The following is a 26,323-nucleotide window of genomic DNA, read 5'->3' on the forward strand; positions in this document are numbered from 1 at the left end:
CTTGAGCCTGGACATGCGGCGGCGCCTGCCCACGTCCGGTCGGGGACAAGGCAGGCGCCGTCTCGTATTCCGCACGCCGTTGTGCGGACGTCTTTTGATGAACCGTCAGACCATCAACGCACGGTCCGTCGGCCGGATCGGCGCCGGGAGTTCGCTGGCGCCGGTGAGGAAGCGGTCGACGCCGCGGGCGGCCGAGCGGCCCTCCGCGATCGCCCACACGATGAGGGACTGGCCGCGGCCCGCGTCACCGGCGACGAAGACGCCGGGGACGTTGGTCTGGAAGTCGGCGTCGCGGGCGATGTTGCCGCGCTCGTCGAGGTCCAGGGCGAACTGCTCGACCAGGCCGTTCTCGCGGTCCGGGCCGGTGAACCCCATGGCCAGCGTGACCAGTTGGGCCGGGATCCGGCGCTCGGTGCCCGGCTTCTGGGTCAGCTTGCCCTCGACGAACTCGACCTCGACGAGGTGCAGCCACTGGACGTTGCCGTCCTCGTCGCCCTCGAAGTGGGTGGTGTTGACGGAGTAGACCCGCTCACCGCCCTCCTCGTGCGCACTCGTCACCTTGTAGAGCATCGGGAAGGTCGGCCAGGGCTGCGCGACCGCGTTCCGCTCGTCGCCCGGGCGGGGCATGATCTCCAACTGCGTGACGGAGGCGGCCCCTTGGCGGTGCGCCGTACCGACGCAGTCCGCGCCGGTGTCGCCGCCGCCGATCACGACGACGTGCTTGCCCTCGGCCGAGATCGGGGCGGTGACGTAGTCGCCTTCCTGGACCTTGTTCGAGAGGGGCAGGTACTCCATCGCCTGGTAGACGCCGGTCAACTCCCGTCCGGGGACAGGGAGATCGCGCGCGGTGGTGGAGCCGGCGGCGATGACGACCGCGTCGTAGCGCTTGCGCAGGTCGGTGGCCTTGAGGTCGCGGCCGATCTCGATGCCGGTGCGGAAGCGGGTGCCCTCCGCGCGCATCTGCTCGATACGGCGGTTGATGTGCCGCTTCTCCATCTTGAACTCGGGGATGCCGTACCGGAGAAGGCCCCCGATGCGGTCCGCGCGCTCGTAGACGGCGACGGTGTGGCCCGCCCGGGTGAGCTGCTGGGCGGCGGCGAGGCCCGCCGGGCCCGAGCCGACGACCGCGACGGTCTTGCCGGAGAGGCGCTCCGGGGCCTGCGGGGCGACGTCGCCCGTCTCCCAGGCCTTGTCGATGATGGAGACCTCGACGTTCTTGATGGTGACCGGCGGCTGGTTGATGCCGAGCACACACGCCGACTCGCAGGGAGCCGGGCACAACCGCCCGGTGAACTCGGGGAAGTTGTTCGTCGCGTGCAGGCGCTCGGACGCGGCGGTCCAGTCCCCGCGGTAGGCGTAGTCGTTCCACTCCGGGATCAGGTTCCCCAGCGGACAGCCGTTGTGGCAGAACGGGATGCCGCAGTCCATGCACCGGCCGGCCTGCTTGCCGATGATCGGCAGCAGCGAACCGGGGACGTAGACCTCGTTCCAGTCCTTCAGACGGACGTCCACGGGACGGGACTTGGCGACCTCGCGCCCGTGGTTCAGGAAGCCCTTCGGGTCAGCCATTGATCGCCGCCTCCATCATCTTCTCGGTGATCTCGGTCTCGGAGAGACCCGCGAGCTCGGCGGCTTCCTTGGCGGCGAGCACTGCCTTGTACGCACTGGGGATGATCTTGCTGAAGCGGTCCACGGAGACGGCCCACTCGGCGAGCAGCTTCTCGGCGACCGTCGAACCGGTCTCCTCGGCGTGGCGGCGCACCACGTCGTGCAGCCACTGCTTGTCGGTGTCGTCCAACTCCTGGACCGCGCCCGCGTTTCCGACGTTCACGTTGTCGGGGTTCAGGTCGATGACGTAGGCGATGCCGCCGGACATGCCCGCCGCGAAGTTGCGGCCGGTCTCGCCCAGGACGACGGCCCGGCCGCCGGTCATGTACTCGCAGCCGTGGTCGCCCACACCCTCGGAGACCACCGTGGCACCGGAGTTGCGGACACAGAACCGCTCACCGGTACGACCACGCAGGAACAGCTCGCCGCCGGTCGCGCCGTAGGCGATGGTGTTGCCCGCGATGGTGGAGAACTCGGCGAGGTGGTCGGCGCCCCGGTCGGGGCGGACGATGACCCGGCCGCCCGAAAGGCCCTTGCCGACATAGTCGTTGGCGTCGCCCTCCAGGCGCAGCGTGACACCGCGCGGGAGGAAGGCGCCGAAGGACTGGCCGGCGCTGCCCGTGAAGGTGATGTCGATCGTGTCGTCGGGCAGGCCCGCCCCGCCGAACTTCTTCGTCACCTCGTGGCCGAGCATCGTGCCGACGGTGCGGTTGATGTTGCGGATCGCGACCTGGGCGCGCACCGGCTGGGCGTCGGTGGCGCTGGACGCGGCGAGGGCGTCGGCGGCGAGCTTGATCAGCTCGTTGTCGAGCGCCTTCTGCAGGCCGTGGTCCTGCTGGATGACCTGGTGGAGGGCGGCGCCCTCGGGGAGTTCGGGGACGTAGAAGAGGGGGGCCAGGTCCAGGCCCTGCGCCTTCCAGTGGTCGACGGCGCGCTCGACATCCAGCGTTCCCGCCTTGCCGACGGCTTCCTCGATGGTGCGGAAGCCCAGCTCGGCGAGGATCTCGCGGACCTCTTCGGCGATGAACTGGAAGAAGTTCACGACGTATTCGGCCTTGCCGGCGAACCGCTCGCGCAGCACCGGGTTCTGCGTGGCGATGCCGACCGGGCAGGTGTCCAGGTGGCAGACGCGCATCATGACGCAGCCGGAGACGACGAGCGGCGCGGTCGCGAAACCGAACTCCTCGGCGCCGAGCAGCGCGGCGATGACGACGTCACGGCCGGTCTTGAGCTGACCGTCGGTCTGGACGACGATCCGGTCGCGAAGTCCGTTGAGCAGCAAGGTCTGCTGGGTCTCGGCGAGGCCCAACTCCCAAGGTCCACCGGCGTGCTTGAGCGAGGTGAGCGGCGAGGCGCCCGTACCGCCGTCGTGGCCGGAGATGAGCACGACGTCCGCGTGCGCCTTCGACACACCGGCGGCGACCGTGCCGACGCCGACCTCCGAGACCAGCTTCACGTGGATCCGCGCCTGCGGGTTCGCGTTCTTCAGGTCGTGGATGAGCTGGGCGAGGTCCTCGATGGAGTAGATGTCGTGGTGCGGCGGCGGGGAGATCAGACCGACACCGGGGGTCGAGTGACGCGTCTTGGCGACCCACGGGTAGACCTTGTGGCCGGGCAACTGCCCGCCCTCACCGGGCTTGGCGCCCTGGGCCATCTTGATCTGGATGTCGTCCGCGTTGACCAGGTACTCGGAGGTGACGCCGAAGCGGCCGGAGGCGACCTGCTTGATGGCGCTGCGCCGGGCCGGGTCGTAGAGCCGGTCCGCGTCCTCGCCGCCCTCACCGGTGTTGGACTTGCCGCCCAACTGGTTCATGGCGATGGCGAGCGTCTCGTGCGCCTCCAGGGAGATGGAGCCGTACGACATGGCGCCGGTGGAGAAGCGCTTGACGATCTCGGAGACGGGCTCGACCTCGTCGATGGAGATCGAGGGGCGGTCCGACTTGAAGCCGAAGAGGCCGCGCAGGGTCATCAGCCGCTCGGACTGCTCGTTCACGCGGTCCGTGTACTTCTTGAAGATGTCGTAGCGGTTGGTGCGCGTCGAGTGCTGGAGGCGGAAGACCGTCTCCGGGTCGAACAGGTGCGGCTCGCCCTCGCGGCGCCATTGGTACTCGCCGCCTATGTCGAGGGCGCGGTGCGCGGGCGCGATGCCGCTCGCGGGGTACGCCTTCGCGTGCCGGGCGGCGACCTCCTTGGCGATGACGTCGATGCCGACGCCGCCGATCTTGGTGGCCGTACCGCTGAAGTAGCTGTTGACGAACTGCTCGTCGAGGCCGACCGCTTCGAAGACCTGGGCGCCCCGGTAGGAGGCGACGGTCGAGATGCCCATCTTGGACATGACCTTGAGGACGCCCTTGCCGAGGGCGTAGATCAGGTTGCGGATGGCCTGCTCGGCCTCGATGTCGGTGAGGAAGGTGCCCGCGCGGACGAGGTCCTCGACGGACTCCATCGCCAGGTACGGGTTGACGGCCGCGGCGCCGAAGCCGATGAGCAGGGCGACGTGGTGGACCTCGCGGACGTCACCGGCCTCGACCAGCAGGCCCACCTGGGTGCGCTGCTTGGTGCGGATGAGGTGGTGGTGGACGGCGGCGGTGAGCAGCAGCGAGGGGATCGGCGCGTGCTCGGCGTCGGAGTGCCGGTCCGAGAGGACGATCAGGCGGGCGCCGTTCTCGATCGCGGCGTCGGCCTCGGTGCAGATCTCGGCGAGGCGGGCGGCGAGGGTGTCGCCGCCGCCGGAGACCCGGTAGAGGCCGGAGAGGGTCGCGGCCTTCATGCCGGGCATGTCGCCGTCGGCGTTGATGTGGATGAGCTTGGCCAGCTCGTCGTTGTCGATCACCGGGAAGGGCAGGGTGACGCTACGACAGGAGGCGGCCGTCGGCTCCAGCAGATTGCTCGCGGGGCCGAGGGACGAGCGCAGGGAGGTCACGAGCTCTTCCCTGATCGCGTCCAGCGGCGGGTTGGTGACCTGCGCGAACAACTGGGTGAAGTAGTCGAAGAGCAGCCGCGGGCGGGCGGACAGCGCGGCGATCGGCGAGTCGGTGCCCATCGAACCGATCGGCTCCGCACCGGCCTTGGCCATCGGCGCGAGGATGACGCGCAGCTCCTCCTCGGTGTAGCCGAAGGTCTGCTGGCGGCGGGTGACCGAGGCGTGCGTGTGCACGATGTGCTCACGCTCGGGCAGGTCGGACAGCTCGATCTCACCGGCTTCGAGCCAGTCGGCGTACGGCATCTCGGCGGCGAGGCCGGCCTTGATCTCGTCGTCCTCGATGATGCGGTGCTCGGCGGTGTCCACGAGGAACATGCGGCCGGGCTGGAGGCGGCCCTTGCGGACGACCTTCGCGGGGTCGATGTCGAGGACGCCGACCTCGGAGCCGAGGACGACGAGGCCCTCGTCGGTGACCCAGTAGCGGCCGGGGCGCAGGCCGTTGCGGTCGAGGACCGCGCCGACCTGGGTGCCGTCGGTGAAGGTGACGCAGGCCGGGCCGTCCCAGGGTTCCATCATCGTGGCGTGGAACTGGTAGAAGGCGCGGCGGGCCGGGTCCATGGAGTCGTGGTTCTCCCACGCCTCCGGGATCATCATCAGCACGGAGTGCGGCAGCGACCGCCCACCGAGGTGGAGCAGTTCGAGCACCTCGTCGAAGGACGCGGAGTCGGAGGCCTCGGGCGTGCAGATCGGGAAGATCCGGTCGATCTTGTCCTGGTCGCCGAAGAGGTCGGAGGCGATCTGGGACTCGCGGGCCGCCATCCAGTTGCGGTTGCCCTTGACCGTGTTGATCTCGCCGTTGTGCGCGACGAAGCGGTACGGGTGGGCGAGCGGCCACGACGGGAAGGTGTTCGTGGAGAACCGGGAGTGCACGAGCGAGATCGCGGAGGCGAAGCGCCGGTCGGACAGGTCCGGGAAGAAGGGCTCCAACTGGCCGGTGGTCAGCATGCCCTTGTAGACGATGGTCCGCGCGGAGAGCGACGGGAAGTAGACACCGGCCTCACGCTCGGCGCGCTTGCGCAGCGCGAAGGCCTTGCGGTCGAGGTCGATGCCCTGGGTCTGCCCGTCGCTCACGAAGAGCTGACGGAACAGCGGCATGGTGGAGCGGGCCGTAGCACCGAGGAGTTCGGGCGCGGTCGGAACCTCGCGCCACCCGAGAACCGTGAGGCCTTCCTCGGCGACGATCGTCTCAACCTGCGAGACGATCGCGTCGGCGCCGTCCTCGGGCAGGAAGGCGATGCCGACCGCGTAGCCGCCGGCGGCGGGCAGGTCGAATCCGGCCACCTCACGGAAGAAGGCGTCCGGCACCTGGGACAGGATGCCCGCACCGTCGCCCGAGTCGGGCTCGGCACCGGTCGCACCGCGGTGCTCCAGGTTGCGCAGCACCGTGAGCGCCTGCTCGACCAGCGCGTGGCTCGCCTCGCCGGTGAGGGTGGCCACGAAGCCGACGCCACAGGCGTCGTGCTCGTTGCGGGGGTCGTACATACCCTGCGCGGCAGGGCGAGCATCCATGAAGGACCAGTTCTGGCCATTCGTGGGCTGCTGGGACGGCTGGCGCGGCGTACGCATCGGCTCTCCCGTCGTCGTCGTGGCATATGCATGGGCATAGGGACGACGTTGGCCCTCTGCGGGTAAGCGCAAAATTTCGTGCAGGTTACATGATGGAACGGTTCTCGGGAACCGGATACTCCGTTCCAACATGCGGACGCCGAGGGGTCGCGGCGGTGCACCGCACAAGCGGTGAAGGTTAAGGGGACCAAACCGGACAGATCGATGTCCGGCGGCCCAGGGCAGAGGGAGCGTCGTCGCCCATCCCGCGGGTGCGCCACAGGCGTCGTTGCCCATAGCGCTTACGGCTCATGCCCAGTGGTTAAGCGTTCGAAACCAGCGAGTAACGGCTACTTATGCAGACCGCCGCATAAGTGCGCGTCGAGCTATCCTACGACCGTTCCGAACAAGGTGCCCAGGGCGTACGTCACACCGGCCGCCGCACCGCCCAGCGCGAGCTGCCGCAGCCCGCTGAACCACCAGGTCCGCGCGGTCACGCGAGCAACCACGGCACCACAGCCGAACAGCCCGACGAACGCGAGCAGCAGCGCCGGCCACAACGCGGTCGCCCCGAGCAGGAACGGCAGCACGGGAAGCAGCGCGCCCAGCGCGAACGCACCGAAGGACGACACGGCGGCGACGAGCGGCGAGGGCAGCTCACCGGGGTCGATGCCGAGCTCCTCGCGGGCGTGTATCTCCAGGGCCTGCTCGGGGTCGCGCGAGAGCTGCCGGGCGACCTCGCGGGCGAGCGCCGCCTCGACTCCGCGGCTCTCGTAGAGGGCGGCGAGCTCGCCCTCCTCGTCCTCCGGGTGTTTGCGCAACTCCCGGCGCTCGACCTCGAGTTCGGCCTCGACCAGCTCGCGCTGGGAGGCGACCGAGGTGTACTCGCCGGCCGCCATCGAGAAGGCGCCGGCGGCGAGCCCGGCCAGCCCGGTGATGACGACGGTCTGATGACTGACGGCACCGCCGACGACACCGGTCATCAGGGCGAGGTTGGAGACGAGACCGTCCATCGCGCCGAACACCGCGGGGCGCAGCCAGCCGCCGTTCACATCACGGTGGGTGTGGTTGTCGCGGTGTGCTTCGTGGAGCGTCGCCTCGGTCTCGATGATGGCCATGCGGTGATCCTCCGTGCGACTAAGGCAAGCCTAGGTTTAGACAAGTTCTACTATTCGACAACACTGAACCTACGCCGTTCATTTCACCCACGCCAGCAAGGAAAGGCTGCGCTAACCAGCACGTTTACCCTCGAACGCTCATCCGTGCCGAGCTCTAATCAAATGTCGACCGGGTGATGTTGCGCTGGGTCAGGCCCTGCCGAAGGCCTCCCGTGGGAGACATCCGCAAAGGGTTCCGCGCCCTGAGGCGCTCTGAGGGAACCCCGTAGGGAGAGGCCGCGTATGGCATCGATCGCCTGCATTCCTCCGGTCCCGGCGCCCAAGAACGCCACCGAACTCCGTGAACGGGCACGCGGCGCGCTGCTCGGTCTGGCGGTGGGGGACGCCCTGGGCGCACCGGCGGAGAACATGAAGCCGTCCGAGATCCGCGCCCGTTGGGGCCGCATCACGGGATACGTGGCGGAGAACCCCGCGGGCACGGACGACACCGAGTACGCGATCTTCTCCGGCCTGCTCCTCGCCCGCCACGGCTCGGCCCTCACCCCCTCCCATGTGGAGGCGGCCTGGCACGAGTGGATCGCGGACCGGGACGAGGGCCCGTTCCGGGGCGCGGGCTTCAGCGAACGCGGCACCCTGGAGAACCTCCGCCGAGGCCTGGCCGCCCCCATCTCCGCCCAGCACCGCCACGCCTGGAGCGACGGCCTGGCCATGCGCGCGGCCCCCTTCGGCGTCTTCGCGGCAGGCCGCCCGGCGGAGGCGGCCCGCCTGGTCGCGATCGACGGTTCGGTGAGCCACGAAGGCGAGGGCATCTACGGCGGCCAGGCGGTCGCGGCGGGCGTGGCGGCGGCGATGGCGGGAGCACCGACGATCGCGGTGGTCGCATCAGCGCTGGCCGTAGTCCCTGACGACTCCTGGACGGCCCGCTCCCTGCGCCGAGCGGTGGCGGTCGCCCACCGGGGCGAACGCGCGGTCCGCTCCGCGGTGGTCATCGGCGGCTACCCCTGGACCGACCTGGCCCCCGAGGCGGTCGCCCTCGCCTTCGGCGCGTACGCGGCGGCGGACGGCGACTTCGTGGAGTCCGTCCTCACGGCGGTCAACATGGGGCGCGACGCGGACACGACGGCCGCGGTGGCGGGCGCGTTGGCGGGAGCGACCCGGGGCGCCTCGTCGATCCCGCCCGACTGGGCGACGGCGATCGGCCCGGCACGGGGGAGTTGCCTGCCGGAGATGGCCGGCCACCATGTGCTGGACATCGCGGAGTTGCTGGTTCCGGGGGAGGGCGGGAAGTGGGGACGTCAAGGGGAGTACGTGCTGGCGGCGGACGAGGACGAGGTACACCGATGAAACCCCACGAGGAACGACCGACCGCGGAAGACGCCAACACCCCGCAGTACCCGCTGGAACTCGCGGCCACGGACGGCGAGTTCACTCCGCAGGGGCCACCCGCACCCGACGACGATGCCCGCACGGGCGGTGCGGGTGGGAACACAAAGGCCGGTGGCGGAGCCGAGGCGAGGCGGATCGAGGGGCTGCTGCTCGGGCTCGCCGCAGGGGATGCCGCCGGTTGGCCCGCCGCAAGGCACCGCGCCGCCCGCATGCCCGAGTGGACCCGCCGCCTCACCCGCGAGCTGGACACCTTCGCCGAACAGAACGCGACCACGACCCTCCCTGTCCCCATCGCCCTGAACCAACCCCCCGAGCCCCTACGCCTCGGCCCCTCCGACGACGCCGAGTGGGCAGCGTTCGCCGCAGAAGCCGTACTACGAGCCGGCGACGACACGGTCCTCGGCGACCTCAGCAGAGAACGCAGAACCCGCGCCGCGATCGACCTCGGCTGGAACGCCGTAGCGAGTGAAGTAGCCGCCGCGGCGGACCGCGCCCCCGAGGTCGAATCCGCCGTACTCCCCCTCCGCGCCCGCATCTCAGTAAGGGCAGGCCTAGGAAACCTCGCAGCCGGCCTACGCCCACCCGCCACCGGCCACGACAACCCCCACTACTTCGACGACGCGGCCTGCATCAGGGCCTGCGTCCTCGCCGTAGCCCACCCCGGCGATCCCCAACGCGCCGCCGCCCTCGCCGAGTTCGACGCCCGCTACACCCAGGACGGCGACGGAGTCCACGGCGCCAGGGCCATGGCGGCGGCTCTCGCCCTCGCCCTGGTCGGCGCGGACGTGGACGAATGCGTGGCAGCCGCCCTGACCGAACTCCCCGAATCCACGGAGATCGGCCGTAACACCCGCCACGCACTGAAACTGGCCCAGGACAGCGACAACGCGTTCGCCCTGATCCCCCTCCTGGAACACCAGATCGTCGACCACGTCTACAGCTACGGCATCGCAGCCGCCGAAACGGTCCCGGTAGCCCTCGCCCTGGCGACAGCCTCCCGCGGCCGTATCGCCGAAGCGGTCCCCGCCGCGGCCTGCCTCTCCCGCGTCGCCGACTCGGCCCCCGCCCTCGCGGGCGCCCTCACCGGAGCGCTCGGCGGCGGAGGGGCCATCCCGGCAACCTGGCGGGAAGCCTGCCGCACGCTCTCCGGCTGCGCCCTCCCTCGCCTCACCGGCACCGACCTCGTGGAACTCGCCGAACTCCTGGAAGCCACACAACCGGCTCCACCAGGAGGATGATTCGGGGCATGACGCCCAAAGAACCAGAAAGCAGCCTCGAGGAGAGGATCACCGGAACCCTCGTGGGCGCCGCGGTCGGCGACGCCCTCGGCGGCCCCGTCGAGGGCTACTCCCCCGACCAGATCCTCGAACGCCACAGCGGCCGCGTCCACGGCATCGTCGGCCCCTGGAACGGCGACGCCTGGCGCACCGCCCGCCCCATCGCGCCGTACCACAAGGGCGACGGCCACGTCACCGACGACACCTTGATGACCCACGCGCTGGTACGGGTCTACGCGACCGTCCGCGACCACCTCGACGCGTACGCGATCGCCGACCACCTCGTCCCGGACCTGATGCAAAACCCGCGCTGGATCCCGGAGTTGGAGGCGGAAGCCATCCCCCTCCAGCGCGTCTTCCTGGCCGAGAAATGGCTGGCCACCCGCCTCCACTACGGCCACATCGACCCCCGCGAGGCAGGCGTGGGCAACATCGTCAACTGCGGTGCCGCGATGTACATGGCCCCGGTCGGCCTGGTCAACGCGGCGAATCCGGCGGGCGCTTACGCCGAGGCTCTCGACCTCGCGGGCGCCCACCAGTCGTCGTACGGCCGAGAGGCAGCCGGCGTCTTCGCCGCAGCGGTGTCGGCGGCCTGCGTACCGGGCGCCACCCCGGACTCGGTCGTGGCTGCCTGCCTCGCCCTGGCCAAGGACGGCACCCGCACCGCCATCGAGAAGGTCTGCGAAGTGGCCGCCCGTCACTCGGACTTCGAGTCGGCGCTGGTTCCCTTGCGGGAGGCGATCGCGCCGTACGACACGGTGGGCCCCGACTACCGCGCCCCCTCCCTGGACGCCCGCCGCCCCTCCCGCACCAAGGCGATCGAGGAACTCCCCGTCGCGCTCGGCATGTTGGTGGTCTCCGGCGGCGACTACCGTCACGCGGTGCTGGGTTCGGTGAACTACGGCCGGGACTGCGACTCGATCGCGACGATGGCCGGCGCGGTGGCCGGCGCCCTGGGTTCGACGGTCCCGCAGGACTGGTCGAAGGCGGTCGCCGAGGCCAGCCGCCTGGACCTGTGGGAACCGGCGACGACCCTCACCGCCGTCACCCGCGAAGTCTTCGCCCGTGACGTCCACCGACGCCGGGCCCACGAGGCCGCGTTCACCGAGATCGGAGGGCTGCGGTGCTCCGACTGACCTGGGTCCAGCCGGAGGACCTGCTCGGCCACGAACTGCGCCAAGCGGCCCAGGACGGACGCGAACCGTCGGCGATCGCGGCCCGCTGGCACGCGGCGGGAGGCGCCGAGGCACCGGACCGGGCGGGCGCGTCCGCCCAACCCCCCACCCGCTACCTCAGGTTGCTCGCGGAAGACCTGCTGGACGAACTGGCCGACCTGCCCAGCCAGTTGACTGACCGGGAGCCGACGGACCTGGCGAGGATCAAGGCCCTGTGCCCCAACTGGCCCGACCCGCAAGCCAGTTCCGTACCCCGCCCGGCCACTCTCCAGGCCGCCTGGCTGGGCCGCGCCGTCGGCTGTCTCCTCGGCAAACCGGTCGAGAAGCTCCCCCTCGACGGCATCCGCCAACTCGCCCGCGCCACCGGCAACTGGCCCCTCACCACCTACTTCACCGCCCGGGGCGTCCCCGCCGAGCTCCTCGCCGCCCACCCCTGGAACCGCAGCTCCGCCCCCACCTCCCTCGCCGAGAACATCGACGGCATGCCCGAGGACGACGACCTCAACTACCCCCTGTTGAACCTCCTGTTGCTACAGCGCCACGGCAAGGACTTCACCACCGCGGACGTGGCGAAGCTCTGGCTCGACGAACTCCCCGCGGGCCGCACCTTCACCGCCGAACGCATCGCCTACCGCAATCTGCTGTCCGGCCTGGAGCCCCCGCGAACGGCCCGCCACCGCAACCCGTTCCGCGAGTGGATCGGCGCCCTGATCCGCGCCGACGTGCACGGCTGGACCCACCCCGGGGACCCGGGCGCGGCGGCCGAACAGGCCCACCGCGACGCCACGTTGACCCACACCGCGAACGGCGTCTACGCGGCCATGTTCACGGCGGCCGTCATCGCCACCGCGGCCACCGGCACCGACGACATCCACACCTGCCTGCGCACCGGCCTGACCGTCCTCCCGCCCGACTCCCGGCTCACCAAGGCGATCCGGCACGCCCTCCAACTCGCCCGGAAACACCGGGACTTCGACGACGTCGTGGACGAACTCCACGCCACCCACTCCCCCACCCACCACTGGGTCCACGCGATCCCCAACACCGCCCTGATCACCGCCGCCCTCACCCACGCGGACGGCGACTTCACCGGCTCCATCTGCCGTGCGGTGTCCGGCGGTTGGGACACCGACTCCAACGGGGCCACGGTCGGCTCCATTTCAGCCCTGCTCGCGGGCAGCCCGGCCGCACTCCCCGACCGCTGGACGGCCCCCCTCAAGAACCGACTCGCCACCTCCGTAGGCGACTTCAACGGCATCGGCTTCGACACCCTCGCCCGGCTCACCCACCAGGAGACCGCCCGCCCATGACCCTCATCGCCGTGCTCGGCAGCACGAACATGGACCTCGTCGCCTACGTCGCGAAGGCCCCGCAGCGCGGAGAGACCGTGACGGGACGGGAGTTCCGTACGATCCCCGGCGGCAAGGGCGCCAACCAGGCGATCGCCGCGGCCCACGCGGGCGCCGACGTCACCATCATCAGCGCGGTCGGCAACGACACCTACGGCGCCCAACTCCGGTCCACCTTCGAGCACTCCGGCGTCGACACCGACCATCTGCGCACCGTCGAGGGCCCGTCCGGCACCGCGCACATCGTCGTGGACGACGAGGGCGGCAACGCGATCGTGGTGATCCCCGCCGCCAACGGCACCGTCGACCACCTCGCCCCCGGCGACGAGGCCACGATCGCCACGGCCGACGCCCTGCTCCTCCAACTGGAAATCCCGCTGACCGGAGTGATCGCCGGCGCGGAGGCGGCCCGCCGCCACGGCGTCCGTACGATCCTCACCCCCGCCCCCGCGCAACCCCTCCCTCCCGAACTCCTGGCCGCCGTGGACCTGTTGATCCCCAACGAGCACGAGGCCACCGCCCTCACCGGCCGCACCGACCCGCACGAGGCGGCAGCCGTCCTGCTCGACCAGGTGCCCGAGGTGATCGTCACCCTGGGTGCGGCGGGCAGCCTGTACGCGGCCCGGGGCGCCGAGCCGTTGACCGTCCCCGCACCTCAAGTGACCGCCGTGGACTCGACCGGCGCGGGTGACACCTTCGTCGGCGCGCTGGCGGTGGCGCTCGCCGAGGGCCGACCGATGCGGGACGCGCTGGCCTGGGCGGCAGCGGCTGCGGCCCTGTCCGTGCAGCGGCCGGGAGCGACGGCGTCGATGCCGTTCCGCGCGGAGATCGACAAGCAGTACGCCGCATGACCGAGCCGACCACAACTCCCCTGGCGGGCCTGCGCGTTCTCGACCTCGCGACGCTCTTCGCCGGTCCCCTCGCCGCCACCATGCTCGGCGACTTCGGCGCCGAGGTCATCAAGGTCGAACACCCGGCCAAGCCCGACCCGTCCCGGGGCCACGGCCCCGCCAAGGACGGCATCGGCCTGTGGTGGAAGCTCCTCGGCCGCAACAAGCGCACCATCACCCTCGACCTGTCGAAGCCGGGCGGGCGCACCACCCTCCTCCGTCTGGCCGCCACCGCCGACGTGATCATCGAGAACTTCCGCCCCGGCACCCTGGAGAAATGGGACCTCGGCTGGGCCGAACTCTCCGCTGCCAACCCGAAGTTGGTGCTCGCCCGGGTCACCGCCTTCGGCCAGTTCGGGCCCTACGCGCACCGCCCCGGCTTCGGCACCCTCGCCGAGGCGATGAGCGGTTTCGCCGCGATCACCGGCGAACCGGACGCACCCCCGACGCTCCCGCCGTTCGGCCTCGCCGACTCGATCGCGGGCCTGGCGACGGCGTACGCGGTGATGACGGCCCTCGCCGCCCGCGACCGCACGGGCGAGGGCCAGGTCGTCGACATGGCAATCATCGAACCGATCCTCACCGCGCTGGGCCCCCAGCCCCTCTGGTACGACCAGCTCGGCCATGTCCAGCCACGCACCGGCAACCGCTCGCAGAACAACGCCCCGCGCAACACCTACCGTACGGCGGACGGCAGTTGGGTCGCCGTCTCGACCTCGGCCCAGTCGATCGCCGAGCGCGTGATGCGCCTGGTCGGCCGCCCGGAACTGATCGACGAGCCGTGGTTCGCGACGGGCGCGGACCGGGCCCGGCACTCCGACATCCTGGACGCGGCGGTGGGCGACTGGATCGCCCAGCGCACCCGCACTGAAGTCCTCGCCGCCTTCGAGAAGGCGGAGGCGGCGGTCGCCCCCATCCAGGACGTACGGGACGTGATGGCGGACCCGCAGTACCAGGCCCTCGACACGATCACCACGGTCGACGACCCCGAACTCGGGCCGCTGCGCATGCAGAACGTCCTCTTCCGGCTCTCCGCCACCCCGGGCGCCATCCGCTGGTCCGGCCGCCCCCACGGCGCCGACACGGACACGGTCCTGACCGAACTGGGCCTGACCGACACCGAGTTGACCACTCTCCGCCAGGAGGGCGCCCTGTGACCCCGTACCCCCTGACCTGGCTCTACGTCCCCGGTGACCGCCCCCCGATCGTCGCCAAGGCCCTCGCCGCCGGGGCGGACGTGGTCGTCGTCGACCTGGAGGACGCGGTCGCCCCGGACCGCAAGGACTACGCCCGCGCGGCCACGGCGGAGCTGCTGTCGGAGCCCCGGCCCCACGTCCATGTCCGGGTGAATGCCCTGGACAGCCCTTGGGCGACCGACGACCTGCGCGCACTCACACCCCTCCCGGGTGTGTCCGGCCTACGGCTCCCGAAGGTGGCGTCCGCCGAGGAGGTCGTAGCCGTAGCGGACCGTACGGGCGGCCTCCCCCTGTACGCCCTTCTGGAGACGGCCCTCGGCATCGAGCGGGCCTTCTCGATCGCCTCCGCGCACCCCTCACTGCACGGCATCGCGCTCGGCGAGGCGGATCTACGGGCCGACCTGGGCGTGCGCGAGGACGCGGGCCTCGACTGGTCCCGGTCGCGGGTGATCGTCGCCGCCCGGGCCGCGGATCTGGCTCCGCCGCCGCAGTCCGTCCACCCGGACATCCGCGATCTGGAGGGCCTGGCGGCCTCCTGTGCGCACGGCCGCGCTCTCGGTTTCCTCGGGCGCGCGGCGATCCATCCCCGTCAACTCCCGGTCATCGAGAGCGCCTTCCTCCCGACCGACCGCGAACTCGAACAGGCCGAGACGATCGTCAAGGCGGCCGTGCGGGAGGAGGGCGCCCAGGCGCTGCCGGACGGACAGTTCATCGACGCGGCCGTGGTGGCGGCGGCCCAGCGCACGCTCATGTTGGCGCGCCGGACCTGACAGACGAGGAGGGCGCCCCGTCGTCGAACACGGGGCGCCCTCGTCGTCGTAGAACCGGCTGTCAGCTCTTCTTGGCCGACTCGGGTTCGTCTTCCTTGACGTCCTCGGCTTCCGTGACGTCTTCCTTGGCTGCTGCCTCAGGGGCGTCGGTCTCCGGGGCGTCGGTCTCCGGCTCTTCCGTCGACACCGGCTCGCCGTCCTCGTCGGTTCCCCCGTCGGAGACATCCGGCTCGACGACCTCTTCGCGGCCCGGGCGCTTCTTCGCCGAGATCACGAAGTACGTCACCGCGAGCAGGAAGACGATCATCGCGGTCCAGTCGTTCAACCGCAGGCCGAGGATGTGGTGGGCGTCGTCGACGCGCATGTACTCGATCCAGCCGCGGCCCACGCAGTAGGCGGCGACGTACAGCGCGAACGCCCGGCCGTGGCCCAGCTTGAAGCGGCGGTCGGCCCAGATGACGAGGAAGCCGACGCCGACGCACCACAGGGACTCGTACAGGAACGTCGGGTGGTAGTAGCCGGGGACGCGGCCGTCCGTCGAGGACGTGATGTGCAGCGCCCAGGGGAGGTGGGTCTCGCGGCCGTACAGCTCCTGGTTGAACCAGTTGCCCCAGCGGCCGATGGCCTGGGCGAAGGCGATGCCGGGGGCGAGTGCGTCGGCCCAGGCCGGCAGTGGGATGCCACGGCGGCGGCAGCCGATCCACGCGCCCACCGCGCCGAGCGCGATCGCGCCCCAGATGCCGAGGCCGCCCTGCCACACCTTGAAGGCGTCCACCCAGTCGCGGCCCTCGCTGAAGTACAGCTCGTAGTCCGTGATCACGTGGTACAGGCGACCGCCGACGAGGCCGAACGGCACGGCCCAGACGGCGATGTCGGCCACCGTCCCGACCTTGCCGCCCCGGGCGACCCAGCGTTTGTTGCCGAGCCAGACGGCGACGAAGACGCCGATGATGATGCAGAACGCGTAGCCGCGCAGCGGAATGGGGCCGAGGTGGACGACCCCCTGCGACGGGCTGGGAATGTAGGCAATGGTTTCCATGGCAGGGTCGACGCTACCGTGCCGGACCGCGACCTCGGCAAGCGGCCCGGCTACGGCTCCATAACGGGCCGGTGTGAAAACCGGCCCGCCCGCTTACCCCTTGTCGGCCGCCTGGACGAGCTGCTTCAGCTTCGCCGGGGTCATCGTCTGGTCCGCGTAGATGTTCTTGCCGTCGAAGAGGACGGTCGGGGTGCCGGTGAATCCGCCGGCCTGGAACGCGGCGGCGGACTTCGTGACCCAACTGTCGTGCGTACCGCTGTTGACGCACTTCTGGAAGGCGGGCGTGTCGAGGCCGCTGACCTTGCCCGCCAGCTCGATCAGCTTGGCGTTGTCGGCGAACGCGTCGTCCGTCTCCTTGGGCTGGTTCTCGTACAGCACGTCGTGGAAGTCGCGGAACTTTCCGGCGTCCTGGGCGCAGGCCGCCGCGTTGGCCGCGCGCTTGGAGCCGCTGCCGCCGAGGTTGCCGTCGATGATCGTGACCAGGTGGTACTGCACCTTGAGCTGCCCGGAGTCGGTCAGCTCGTGGAGGGTCGAGCGGTACGCCGTCTCGAAGGCCTGGCAGGCCGGGCAGCGGAAGTCCTCCCACACCGTGAGCGTCGGCTTGGCGCTGTCCTTGCCGACCTGGATCGCCAGGCTGTCCTTGCCGGTCGCCCCGGAGGGCGCCACGACCGGGCCCGCTTTGCTGCTGCCGCCGTCGTCCTTGCCGGAGTTCGCGGCGAGGACGCCGACCACCGTCGCCAGACCCAGCACGCAGACGACGCTCGCGGCCACGATCAGCGTGCGCCGCCGCCTCTCCGCGGACTTCTGCTTCTCACGCTCTGCCGCCAGCCGCTCGCGGGCGGTGCGCTTTCCGTCACGGTTCTTCTCGCTCACACCCGCAGAACGAACCGGGGAGGCGCAGCGCGCCTCCCCGGTCCCAGGTCCACCCATACGAGGGACCCGTTGTGCTGTTATGCCGGTTGCTCCGTCACGCCTGTCCGCGTACGCCCTTCGCGAGGTCGGCCGCGAGGGCGCGGACCGCCTCGACGCCGGCCGCGTCGTCCGGCGCGTCCAGCATCCGCTTGACGAAGGCCGAGCCGACGATCACGCCGTCCGCGAAGCGGGCCACCTCGGCGGCCTGCCGGGCGTCGGAGACACCGAGGCCGACACAGACGGGGGTGTCGGTGGTGGCCCGGGTGCGCTCGACGAGGTCCTGCGCCTGCGCGCCCACGGACTCACGGGTACCGGTGACGCCCATCAGCGAGGCGGCGTAGACGAAGCCGGTGCCGACCTTGGTGATCTCGGCGAGGCGGGCGTCCTTGCTGCTGGGCGCGACCACGAAGACCGTGGCGAGCCCGTGCTTCTCCGCGTGCTCCCTCCACAGCCCCGCCTCCTGCACGGGCAGGTCGGGCAGGATGCAGCCGGCGCCACCCGCCTCGGCCAGTTCGGCGGTGAAGCGCTCGACGCCGTAGCGGTCGATCGGGTTCCAGTACGTCATGACGAGTACGGGCTTGCCGGTCGCCGCGTGGGTTTCGCGGACCGTGCGCATGACGTCCGCGATCTTGACTCCGCCGCGCAGGGCGATGTCGTCGGCGGTCTGGATGACGGGACCGTCGAGGACGGGGTCGCTGTGCGGCAGGCCCACCTCGACGACGTCCGCGCCGCCGTCGAAGGCCGCCTTGATCGCCTCGATGCCGCCGTCCACGGTCGGGAAACCGGCCGGGAGGTAGGCGATGAGCGCGGCGCGTCCCTCGGCCTTGGCGGCGGCGAGGGTGTCGCTCAACAGCCGGATGTTGCCGCTCACTTGGCGTCCCCCTCGATCTCGGCGGTGTCGGCCGCGTTGGCGGCGACGGTGGCGTCGGTGCCGTTGTCGTACAGGCCGAAGTAGCGGGCGGCCGTGTCCATGTCCTTGTCGCCGCGCCCGGACAGGTTGACGACGATCAGCCCGTCCTTGCCCAGCTCCCTGCCGACCTCCAGCGCGCCCGCGAGCGCGTGGGCGCTCTCGATGGCCGGGATGATGCCCTCCGTGCGCGAGAGCAGGCGCAGGGCCTGCATCGCCGCGTCGTCGGTGACCGCGCGGTACTCGCCGCGGCCGCTGTCCTTGAGGTAGGAGTGCTCGGGGCCGATGCCCGGGTAGTCCAGACCGGCCGAGATCGAGTACGGCTCGGTGATCTGGCCCTCCTCGTCCTGGAGGACGTAGGACCGCGAACCGTGCAGGATGCCGGGCTCGCCCGCGGTGAGGGTCGCCGCGTGCTCGCCCGTCTCGACGCCGTGGCCTGCGGGCTCGCAGCCGATGAGGCGTACGTCCGCGTCCGGGATGAAGGCGTGGAACAGGCCGATGGCGTTCGAGCCGCCGCCGACGCAGGCGATGGCCGCGTCGGGGAGGCGGCCGGCTCGCTCCAGGATCTGGCGGCGGGCCTCGACGCCGATCACGCGGTGGAAGTCGCGGACCATGGCGGGGAAGGGGTGCGGGCCGGCGACCGTACCGAAGAGGTAGTGCGTGCGGTCGACGTTGGCGACCCAGTCGCGGAACGCCTCGTTGATCGCGTCCTTGAGGGTGCGGCTGCCGGATTTCACGGCGATGACCTCGGCGCCGAGCATGCGCATGCGGGCGACGTTGAGGGCCTGGCGCTGGGTGTCGATCTCGCCCATGTAGACGGTGCATTCGAGGCCGAAGAGCGCGCAGGCGGTGGCCGTCGCCACGCCGTGCTGGCCGGCGCCGGTCTCCGCGATGACCCTGGTCTTGCCCATGCGCTTGGTGAGCAGGGCCTGGCCGAGGACGTTGTTGATCTTGTGGGAGCCGGTGTGGTTCAGGTCCTCGCGCTTGAGGAAGATCCGGGCGCCGCCCGCTTCCGCGGCGAAGCGGGGTACCTCGGTGAACGCGCTGGGCCTGCCGGTGTAGTTGACGAGGAGGTCGTCCAACTCGCGGGCGAACTCCGGGTCGTACTTGGCCTTTTCGTACTCGACGGCCACCTCGTCCACGGCGGCGACGAGGGCCTCCGGGATGAACTTGCCGCCGAACGCGCCGAAGTAGCCCTCGGCGCTGGGGATTTGACCGTCGGGGTCGGGGATGAAGAACTCGCTGGGCATGCGGAAACCTCACGGTGAGTTTGGGAAAATGCCTAATCGCCGTGGGGGCAGGGACCATCTGTTGAGTGCGGGCCAGATGTGGCTGGTCGCGCAGTTCCCCGCGCCCCTAAAGGGCGCGCTGCCATCGCCGCCCGTTGACCTGCCCAGGTTCGTCTCCGATGACGTAACGCACCCGACGACCGTGAACTCGCCTCGCGGGCGCACGGCAACCCCTCGGACGGCAGCCGCGCGCGAGGCGGGCGTGCCGGTCCATGGGGGTCAGAGTGAGTGTCATCGGGAGTCAGCCTAGCGGGTGATCAACTACGACCGTGGCGGAGTGCCGGGTGTTCCCCCGCCGCCACCAGGTCCGAGACCGCCGACTTGGGGTCGCGGCCGGTGACCAGGGACTCGCCCACCAGGACCGCGTCGGCGCCGGCGTTGGCGTAGGCGATGAGGTCGTGGGGGCCGCGGACGCCGGATTCGGCGATCTTGACGATGTGGGCCGGGATCTCGGGGGCGACGCGCTCGAAGGTGGCGCGGTCGACCTCGAGGGTCTTGAGGTTGCGGGCGTTGACGCCGATGATCTTGGCGCCGGCGTCCACCGCGCGGTCGACCTCGTCCTCGTCGTGGACCTCGACGATCGGCGTGAGGCCGATCGACTCGGCGCGCTCGATGAGGGACTCCAGGGCGGGCTGGTCCAGGGCCGCGACGATCAGCAGGGCGAGGTCGGCGCCGTAGGCACGGGCCTCCCAGAGCTGGTACGACGTGACGATGAAGTCCTTGCGGAGGACCGGGATGTCCACGCGGGCGCGGACGGCCTCCAGGTCGGCGAGCGAGCCGCCGAAGCGGCGCTGTTCGGTGAGGACGGAGATGACGGCGGCGCCACCCGCCTCGTAGTCCGCGGCGAGGCCCGCCGGGTCGGCGATCGCGGCCAGCGCGCCCTTGGAGGGGCTGGAGCGCTTGACCTCGCAGATGACCTTGACGCCGTCGCCGCGCAGCGCGGCCACACCGTCCTTGGCCGCGGGAGCCTTCGCCGCGCGCTCCTTGAGCTCGTCGAGGCTGACGCGCGCCTGCCGTTCCGCCAGGTCGGCACGGACTCCGTCGATGATCTCGTCGAGCACACTCACGCGAGCGGCCCCCTTCCGGACGGTGGAAAAGCAATGGTCACATCTGACCTCGATGGTATCCGGAGGAAGGCGTAGGCCTCGCATCCGGTTGACGCCGGTCCCAGTACCTGGACATCGGTCGGTTGATCAAGGGTGTAGCCAGCCACCGAACGGCAGGTTCCGGACAACCGTGAAGACCAGCACCAACGCGCCCAGACCCCAGAGCTGGACCCTGCCGAGTTCGATCCGCGCGGGCCGGCCGCGCGCCGCACGGACCACCCAGACGGTCCATACGACCGTGAAGGCCAGATAGCCCACCACGGCGATCGCGTTGTCCTGGAGCGCCGCCAGGAAGTCGCCGTGGATGAACTCGTGCGCGCTGCGCAGGCCGCCGCAGCCGGGGCAGTACAGGCCGGTGAAGCGGTACAGGGGGCACACGGGGTAGTGGCCCGGCTGGTTCGGGTCGACCGTGCCGACGTAGGCGAAGGCCCCGGCGACCGCCGCGAGGACTCCGGCGGGCATGGCGACGCGGTTCAGCACGGAGGCGGAACCGGGGGCTCGCGTCTTCGGCAGGCTCTGGCTGTCGGCGTTCACGTCTCGCATTGTGCCCCCTGGCCCTTTCGTGCGGCACGCGCGCGTGAGGGGCGGTCCCCGGTGCGTCCGGGACCGCCCCTCCACGAAGTGGTGACTGACAGCCGCAGGTTCAGCTATCGGCGGGCGCGGTCTTGCCGAGCAGCTCGGTCAGGTCCTGGGGACGGTCCTTGGGCATGCCCATTCCCATCGCGCTCATGACCCAGCCGACGATGCCGCCGACGACCGTGATCGCCATGCCGGCCCAGAAGCCGATCGGCTGCGCCATGACCATGAAGGCGCCCGCGACCAAGAAACCGATGAAGATGATGGTGGTACCGGTCCAGGCGGCCAAAGTGTGACCGTGGCTGTTGCCCGCCATGACGTGCTCCTCGTTGCTGTGTGCGTGTGTGAGCAGACGCTCACGCTTCATTGTTCCGCACGCGCGCGGCCACGCTGCTTCGGGGTGGCCCGTGTCCGCCGCGGTTCGGCAGCGCCCCCAAAGGGGCGCGGGCCGTTTCGATATGCGGCTCCGCCGCGCGGGCGCGCCCAGCCACGACGCAGCCGCGGCCGACCGACGGCGCGGCGCATCGCTGCTCTCCCAGCGGAGCGCCTACGCGCTGGTGGGGTCCTCGCCGCGGTCCAGGGCCTTCCAGATGTCCTCGGGACGGTCAGGGTCCACCACTGGAGCCCGCCGCGGGCGAGGCGTGCCATTGCGTTCGTAGCGGCCGGACATCGCGGGCCAGCGGCGACCGTAGAGCAGGGCGAGGAGGCCGGCCAGCAGGATCAGGCCGCCGCCCACCGCGGCGACGTACGGCCAGGCGGTGTGGTCGAAGGCGTGCACGACGGACGAGGTGTCGCCGGAGGCCTGGGCGGCCTTGTCGTCGAGCGCGGAGCTGTCGGTGGCGCCGAGCAGGGCGGCGGCGACGATGCCCGCGCCGGAGAGCGCGAGGAGGGCGGAGACCGCGAAGCGGCCCGTCCTGCGGACGGCGAAGACGGCGACGAGCGCGGCGAGGCCCACTATGGCGAGCGCCGCGGGCACGCCCGTGACGTCGCTGCCCTTGACGGACAGCGGGAACGCGTCGCCGGCCACCGTCGCGGTCCCCATCGACCAGCGCTGGCGGGTGGCCAGCAGGGCCACGGCCGCGCCGAGCGCACCGCTCATCAGCGCTACGGCGAGGCTGCGGCGGCCGGCGCGCGCGGGGCCTTCGCCTTCGGAACGGGGGGGAGGAACAGCAGCAGTCACGTAGTCCACTATCGCTCGAACCCCGGGCGAACCGTCACCCGGGGTTCATATGACCCTCGTCCTATTGCCCGAGCCGGTTCGCCGTGTGCACGGCGCGGAGGACCGCCGCCGCCTTGTTGCGGCACTCCTGGTCCTCCAGTTCCGGGTCCGAGTCGGCGACGATTCCGGCGCCCGCCTGGACGTAGGCCGTGCCGTCGCGGAGCAGGGCCGTACGGATGGCGATGGCGGTGTCGGAGTCGCCCGCGAAGTCCAGATAGCCGACGCAGCCGCCGTACAACCCCCTTCTGGAAGGCTCCAGTTCGTCGATGATCTGCATCGCGCGGGGCTTGGGCGCGCCGGAGAGCGTGCCGGCCGGGAAGCAGGCGGTGAGGACGTCGAAAGCGGTGCGGCCGGGTGCGACGCGGCCGGTGACCGTGGAGACGATGTGCATCACGTGGGAGTAGCGCTCCACCGACATGAAGTCGACGACCTCGACCGAGCCGGGCTCGCAGACGCGTCCCAAATCGTTACGTCCGAGGTCGACCAGCATGAGGTGTTCGGCGCGCTCCTTGGGGTCGGCGAGGAGTTCGTCGGCGAGGGCCTGGTCCTCCTGCGGGGTCGCGCCGCGGTGCCGGGTGCCGGCGATGGGGTGGACCATCGCGCGTCCGTCCTCGACCTTGACGAGGGCTTCCGGGGAGGAGCCGACGACGTCGAAGCCGTCGAAGCGGAAGAGGTACATGTACGGGGACGGGTTGGTCGCCCGGAGCACTCGGTACACGTCCAACGCGCTTGCCGTGCACGGGGTTTCGAAGCGCTGCGAGGGGACGACCTGGAAGGCCTCGCCCGCGCGGATGCGCTCCTTGATGTCCTCGACGGCCTCCTTGAAGTCGGGGCCGCCCCACAGCGCGGTGTACTCGGGGAGTTCGGAGGGCGGGAGCTGGGCGGGCGGCTGGGCCACCGCGCGGGAGAGGTCCGCCTCCATGGCGTCGAGGCGGGCGATCGCGTCCGCGTAGGCCTCGTCGACGCCGGTGTCGAGGTCGTTGTGGTTGATCGCGTTGGCGATCAGCAGGACCGAGCCCTCCCAGTGGTCCATCACGGCGAGGTCGCTGGTGAGGAGCATGGTCAGCTCGGGGAGTTTGAGGTCGTCGCGCTCGCCCGGGCCGATCTTCTCCAGGCGTCGGACGATGTCGTAGCCGAGATAGCCGACCATGCCGCCGGTGAAGGGCGGCAGGCCCTCCTGGTGGGGGGTGTGCAGGGTCTCGATGGTGGCGCGCAGGGCGGCGAGCGGGTCGCCGTCGACCGGGACGCCGACGGGCGGGGTGCCGAGCCAGTGGGCCTGTCCGTCGCGGGCGGTGAGGGTGGCGGCGGAGCGGACGCCGACGAAGGAGTACCGGGACCAGGAGCGGCCGTTCTCCGCGGACTCCAGGAGGAAGGTGCCGGGGCGCTCCGCGGCCAGTTTGCGGTAGAGCGCGACCGGGGTGTCGCCGTCGGCGAGGAGCTTGCGGGTGACCGGGATGACGCGACGGTCGGTGGCCAGCTTGCGGAACGTCTCAAGGTCCATGGCGGCTGACCCTACTGATCCGAGGCGGCGGTACTGGAATCAGCACCTTCTTTGAGAAGGCCTTCTTTCAGGCCTTCTTTCAGGTCTTCTTCGAGGTCTTCTTTAAGAAGGTCTTCTTCAGGGTCTTCTTCGAGGAGCACGTCCGCGTCGAAGCAGGTGCGGGCGCCGGTGTGGCAGGCGGCGCCGATCTGGTCGACCTTCACGAGGACCGTGTCGGCGTCGCAGTCCAGGGCGACCGACTTGACGTACTGGAAGTGGCCGGAGGTGTCGCCCTTCACCCAGTACTCCTGGCGGCTGCGGGACCAGTACGTGCAGCGGCCTGTCGTCAGCGTCCGATGCAGCGCCTCGTCGTCCATCCAGCCGAGCATGAGCACCTCACCGGTGTCGTACTGCTGGGCGATGGCGGGGACGAGCCCGTCGGCGCCGCGCTTGAGGCGGGCGGCGATCTCGGGGTCGAGGCTGCTGGATTGGGGCGCGCTGGTCATGGGGCCATTGTGCCGCGCCCCGCTGACAGTCCCGGCAGACGTCCACTGTGCGGACCGGACGGGCGGTCGTAGGCTGACGGTATGTCGACCTTCGCCAAGCGTGAACGACTTCTCCTCGCCGACCTCCTGGAGACGGCGGGTCCCGACGCCCCGACGCTCTGTGTGGGCTGGCAGACCCGTGATCTCGCCGCGCACGTGGTGGTGCGCGAGCGCCGCGCGGATGCCGCCGGCGGCATCATGATCAAGCAGCTCGCGCCCCGGCTGGACCGGGTGATGACGGAGTTCGCGGCGAAGCCGTACGAGGAGCTGATCCAGCTCATCCGTACCGGCCCACCGCGCTTCTCGCCGTTCCAGCTCAAGCAGCTCGACGAGGCGTCCAACACGGTCGAGTTCTACGTCCACACGGAGGACGTGCGGCGGGCGCAGCCGGAGTGGACGCCTCGCGAACTCGACCCGGTGTTCCAGGACGCCCTGTGGTCGCGGCTTGAGCGCATGGCCCGGCTGGTGGGCCGTAGCGCGCCGACCGGGCTGGTGCTGCGGCGCCCGGACGGGCAGACGGCGGTCGCCCACAAGGGGGCGCCGGTCGTGACGGTGACCGGCGAGCCCTCGGAGCTGCTGCTGTTCGCGCACGGGCGGCAGAGCGTGGCCAAGGTGGAGCTGGACGGCGACGAGAACGCGATCGCCAAGCTCCAGGAGGCCAAGCAACTGGGGATCTGATCCGAAGGGTCAGTGGGGCAGTTCGGCCCTGCGCAGGTCGCGGACGCACAGGGCGATGACCCCACCCAGTCCGCAGACGACCGCGCTGACCACGAAGACGGGGCCGGTGCCCCACGCGCCGATCGCGGCGGCCGACAGCGGCATGCTCAGCGGGGCGAAGCCGAGGCTGGCCAGGCTGGAGACGGCGGTGACGCGGCCGAGGTAGGCGGGGTCGGAGTGGGTCTGCAGCAGGGCGCCGCACATCACGCCGCTGAGCCCGGCGAGCAGTCCGATGAGCAGGGCGATGCCCACCGCCGCGAGGACGCTCGGGACGTAGGCGAGGGCGCCGATGGCGACGGACCCGGCGATGAGCGAGCAGCCGGCCACCTGCCCGGCGTGCGGAAGCCGGCCGCGCACGGTCAGCACCGTCGAGGCGGTCCCCGCGCCGACCCCGAACCCGGCGAGCACCCAGCCCATCCCGGACGCTCCCCAGCCCCGCTCGTCGGCGAGCAGGGTCAGCCCCACGTTGAGCGGGCCGGCGAACCCCAGGTCAGCGAGGGCGATGGCCAGCATCAAGGGCGCGAGGACACGGTGGCGGCGGACGTAGCGGAGCCCGGCGGCCAGGTCGCGCCACGCGGTGGTCGTGCCGGCGGCGGCCGGATCGTCCGACGGCAGCTCCCGGACCCGTACCGAGATCAGCAGGGGAACCGACACCGCGATCAGCAGCCCGGCGGTCGCGAACGCGGCCATCGCGCCCCCGAACGCCACAGCGAGGCCGCCGAGCGGGGCGCCGAAGATCACGGCGAACCGGTACGCGAGGCCCCGCATGCCCTGCACCCGGGCGAGCTGCCCCTTGCCGGTGATGCGCGCGGGCAGCGCGCCCACGGCGGGCACGAAGACGGCGTCCACGATGCCGAAGACCAGGGCGAGCACGGCGAGCGGCCACAGTCCCGGGCCGGTGAGGAACAACAGCGCGGCCACCGCGAGTACGGCCGCGCAGCGCACCGCGTCGCTGCCGATGACGACCCGGCGCGGACCGAAGCGGTCGGCGATCACCCCGCCGCCCAGCATCAGTACCGCGCGCGGCAGCGCGCTGACCGACATCACCAGGCCGGCCTGCGCCGGGGACCCGGCCTGTACGGCGGCCCAGGACAGGGCTACGTAGTAGACGCCGTCGCCGGCCATCGAGGCCGCGTAGGCGCCGAGCCAGCGCAGGACGTTGGGGTCGCGGTGGACGGGTCTGTCGGTGGCTGTGCCGGGGGCTGTGAGCGTGGTGGGCACGGGAGTTGGTCCTCT

General features: G+C 71.1%; 23 protein-coding genes. 8 read left to right on the forward strand and 15 right to left on the reverse strand.

All coding sequences use genetic code 11. The features are described from left to right. Positions 1 to 105: 105 nt before the first annotated feature. The 3 genes from OG223_RS14915 to OG223_RS14925 form a co-directional block, all read right to left on the reverse strand. Complete coding sequence (locus OG223_RS14915; RefSeq protein ID WP_329247757.1) at positions 106 to 1,569, reverse strand: glutamate synthase subunit beta; 1,464 nt, start codon at positions 1,567 to 1,569, stop codon at positions 106 to 108. Further along, positions 1,562 to 6,157, reverse strand: a complete 4,596-nt coding sequence (gene gltB / locus OG223_RS14920) for a glutamate synthase large subunit (protein WP_329247760.1) — start codon at positions 6,155 to 6,157, stop codon at positions 1,562 to 1,564. Before gltB ends, OG223_RS14915 begins: the two co-directional genes overlap by 8 nt. Before the next feature lie 365 nt (positions 6,158 to 6,522). Beyond that, entirely contained in the window at positions 6,523 to 7,254 is a 732-nt protein-coding gene (locus tag OG223_RS14925) for a VIT1/CCC1 transporter family protein (protein ID WP_329247763.1), read from the reverse strand. Between the two features lie 282 nt (positions 7,255 to 7,536). Here OG223_RS14925 and OG223_RS14930 point away from each other — a divergent pair, with 282 nt between their 5' ends. From OG223_RS14930 to OG223_RS14960, 7 genes are read left to right on the forward strand one after another with little or no spacing between them, the layout of a single operon-like run. Further along, a complete protein-coding gene (locus OG223_RS14930; RefSeq protein ID WP_329247765.1) occupies positions 7,537 to 8,598 on the forward strand; it encodes an ADP-ribosylglycohydrolase family protein in 1,062 nt (353 codons plus the stop codon). Continuing rightward, complete coding sequence (locus OG223_RS14935) at positions 8,595 to 9,878, forward strand: ADP-ribosylglycohydrolase family protein (protein WP_329247768.1); 1,284 nt, start codon at positions 8,595 to 8,597, stop codon at positions 9,876 to 9,878. Before OG223_RS14930 ends, OG223_RS14935 begins: the two co-directional genes overlap by 4 nt. Positions 9,879 to 9,886: 8 nt before the next feature. Next, positions 9,887 to 11,053, forward strand: coding sequence for an ADP-ribosylglycohydrolase family protein (locus tag OG223_RS14940; RefSeq protein ID WP_329247771.1), 1,167 nt, complete (start codon positions 9,887 to 9,889; stop codon positions 11,051 to 11,053). Next, positions 11,041 to 12,402 carry an ADP-ribosylglycohydrolase family protein gene (locus tag OG223_RS14945; protein ID WP_329247773.1) on the forward strand — a complete coding sequence of 454 codons (1,362 nt, stop codon included), beginning with the start codon at positions 11,041 to 11,043 and terminating at the stop codon, positions 12,400 to 12,402. The genes OG223_RS14940 and OG223_RS14945 overlap by 13 nt, the downstream gene beginning before the upstream one ends. After that, positions 12,399 to 13,292 carry a ribokinase gene (rbsK, locus tag OG223_RS14950; RefSeq protein ID WP_329247775.1) on the forward strand — a complete coding sequence of 298 codons (894 nt, stop codon included), beginning with the start codon at positions 12,399 to 12,401 and terminating at the stop codon, positions 13,290 to 13,292. Before OG223_RS14945 ends, rbsK begins: the two co-directional genes overlap by 4 nt. Beyond that, positions 13,289 to 14,488, forward strand: a complete 1,200-nt coding sequence (locus OG223_RS14955) for a CaiB/BaiF CoA transferase family protein (RefSeq protein ID WP_329247777.1) — start codon at positions 13,289 to 13,291, stop codon at positions 14,486 to 14,488. Before rbsK ends, OG223_RS14955 begins: the two co-directional genes overlap by 4 nt. Further along, positions 14,485 to 15,297, forward strand: a complete 813-nt coding sequence (locus OG223_RS14960; RefSeq protein ID WP_329247779.1) for an HpcH/HpaI aldolase/citrate lyase family protein — start codon at positions 14,485 to 14,487, stop codon at positions 15,295 to 15,297. The genes OG223_RS14955 and OG223_RS14960 overlap by 4 nt, the downstream gene beginning before the upstream one ends. A 61-nt stretch (positions 15,298 to 15,358) precedes the next feature. On the opposite strand, the gene lgt is transcribed toward OG223_RS14960, so the two are convergent. The 11 genes from lgt to hisI all read right to left on the reverse strand — a co-directional run bounded on the left by lgt (position 15,359) and on the right by hisI (position 24,331). Next, complete coding sequence (lgt, locus tag OG223_RS14965; RefSeq protein WP_329247782.1) at positions 15,359 to 16,336, reverse strand: prolipoprotein diacylglyceryl transferase; 978 nt, start codon at positions 16,334 to 16,336, stop codon at positions 15,359 to 15,361. A gap of 93 nt (positions 16,337 to 16,429) precedes the next feature. Continuing rightward, the gene (locus OG223_RS14970; protein WP_329247785.1) at positions 16,430 to 17,209 is read right to left on the reverse strand and encodes a DsbA family protein; all 780 of its coding nucleotides are present in this window, start codon (positions 17,207 to 17,209) and stop codon (positions 16,430 to 16,432) included. Positions 17,210 to 17,303: 94 nt separating this feature from the next. Next, entirely contained in the window at positions 17,304 to 18,119 is an 816-nt protein-coding gene (gene trpA, locus OG223_RS14975) for a tryptophan synthase subunit alpha (RefSeq protein WP_329247787.1), read from the reverse strand. Further along, positions 18,116 to 19,405, reverse strand: coding sequence for a tryptophan synthase subunit beta (trpB, locus tag OG223_RS14980; protein ID WP_329247789.1), 1,290 nt, complete (start codon positions 19,403 to 19,405; stop codon positions 18,116 to 18,118). The genes trpA and trpB overlap by 4 nt, the downstream gene beginning before the upstream one ends. Positions 19,406 to 19,511: 106 nt before the next feature. After that, a complete protein-coding gene (trpM, locus tag OG223_RS53940) occupies positions 19,512 to 19,679 on the reverse strand; it encodes a tryptophan biosynthesis modulator TrpM (protein ID WP_399120547.1) in 168 nt (55 codons plus the stop codon). Positions 19,680 to 19,701: 22 nt separating this feature from the next. Continuing rightward, complete coding sequence (gene trpC, locus OG223_RS14985; RefSeq protein WP_262059926.1) at positions 19,702 to 20,511, reverse strand: indole-3-glycerol phosphate synthase TrpC; 810 nt, start codon at positions 20,509 to 20,511, stop codon at positions 19,702 to 19,704. A gap of 126 nt (positions 20,512 to 20,637) precedes the next feature. After that, positions 20,638 to 21,093, reverse strand: coding sequence for a DUF2752 domain-containing protein (locus OG223_RS14990; protein ID WP_329247792.1), 456 nt, complete (start codon positions 21,091 to 21,093; stop codon positions 20,638 to 20,640). Between the two features lie 100 nt (positions 21,094 to 21,193). Next, on the reverse strand, positions 21,194 to 21,442 hold the full coding sequence (locus OG223_RS14995) for an HGxxPAAW family protein (protein ID WP_329247795.1): 249 nt from the start codon (positions 21,440 to 21,442) through the stop codon (positions 21,194 to 21,196). Between the two features lie 231 nt (positions 21,443 to 21,673). Beyond that, positions 21,674 to 22,315, reverse strand: coding sequence for a TIGR02234 family membrane protein (locus tag OG223_RS15000; protein ID WP_329247798.1), 642 nt, complete (start codon positions 22,313 to 22,315; stop codon positions 21,674 to 21,676). Between the two features lie 52 nt (positions 22,316 to 22,367). After that, entirely contained in the window at positions 22,368 to 23,846 is a 1,479-nt protein-coding gene (locus tag OG223_RS15005; RefSeq protein ID WP_329247801.1) for an anthranilate synthase component I, read from the reverse strand. A gap of 11 nt (positions 23,847 to 23,857) precedes the next feature. After that, positions 23,858 to 24,331 (reverse strand): phosphoribosyl-AMP cyclohydrolase, encoded by a 474-nt coding sequence (gene hisI, locus OG223_RS15010; protein WP_329247803.1) that lies wholly within the window; start codon positions 24,329 to 24,331, stop codon positions 23,858 to 23,860. 81 nt (positions 24,332 to 24,412) lie between these two features. On the opposite strand from hisI, the gene OG223_RS15015 reads away from it, so the two are divergent. Continuing rightward, entirely contained in the window at positions 24,413 to 25,048 is a 636-nt protein-coding gene (locus tag OG223_RS15015; RefSeq protein WP_329247806.1) for a TIGR03085 family metal-binding protein, read from the forward strand. Positions 25,049 to 25,057: 9 nt separating this feature from the next. Here the strand turns inward: OG223_RS15015 and OG223_RS15020 are convergent, their stop codons facing one another. Further along, positions 25,058 to 26,308, reverse strand: a complete 1,251-nt coding sequence (locus OG223_RS15020) for an MFS transporter (RefSeq protein WP_329247809.1) — start codon at positions 26,306 to 26,308, stop codon at positions 25,058 to 25,060. Positions 26,309 to 26,323: the final 15 nt, after the last annotated feature.

This window comes from Streptomyces sp. NBC_01478, assembly GCF_036227225.1.
In the GTDB taxonomy this organism is placed as follows: Bacteria; Actinomycetota; Actinomycetes; order Streptomycetales; family Streptomycetaceae; genus Streptomyces.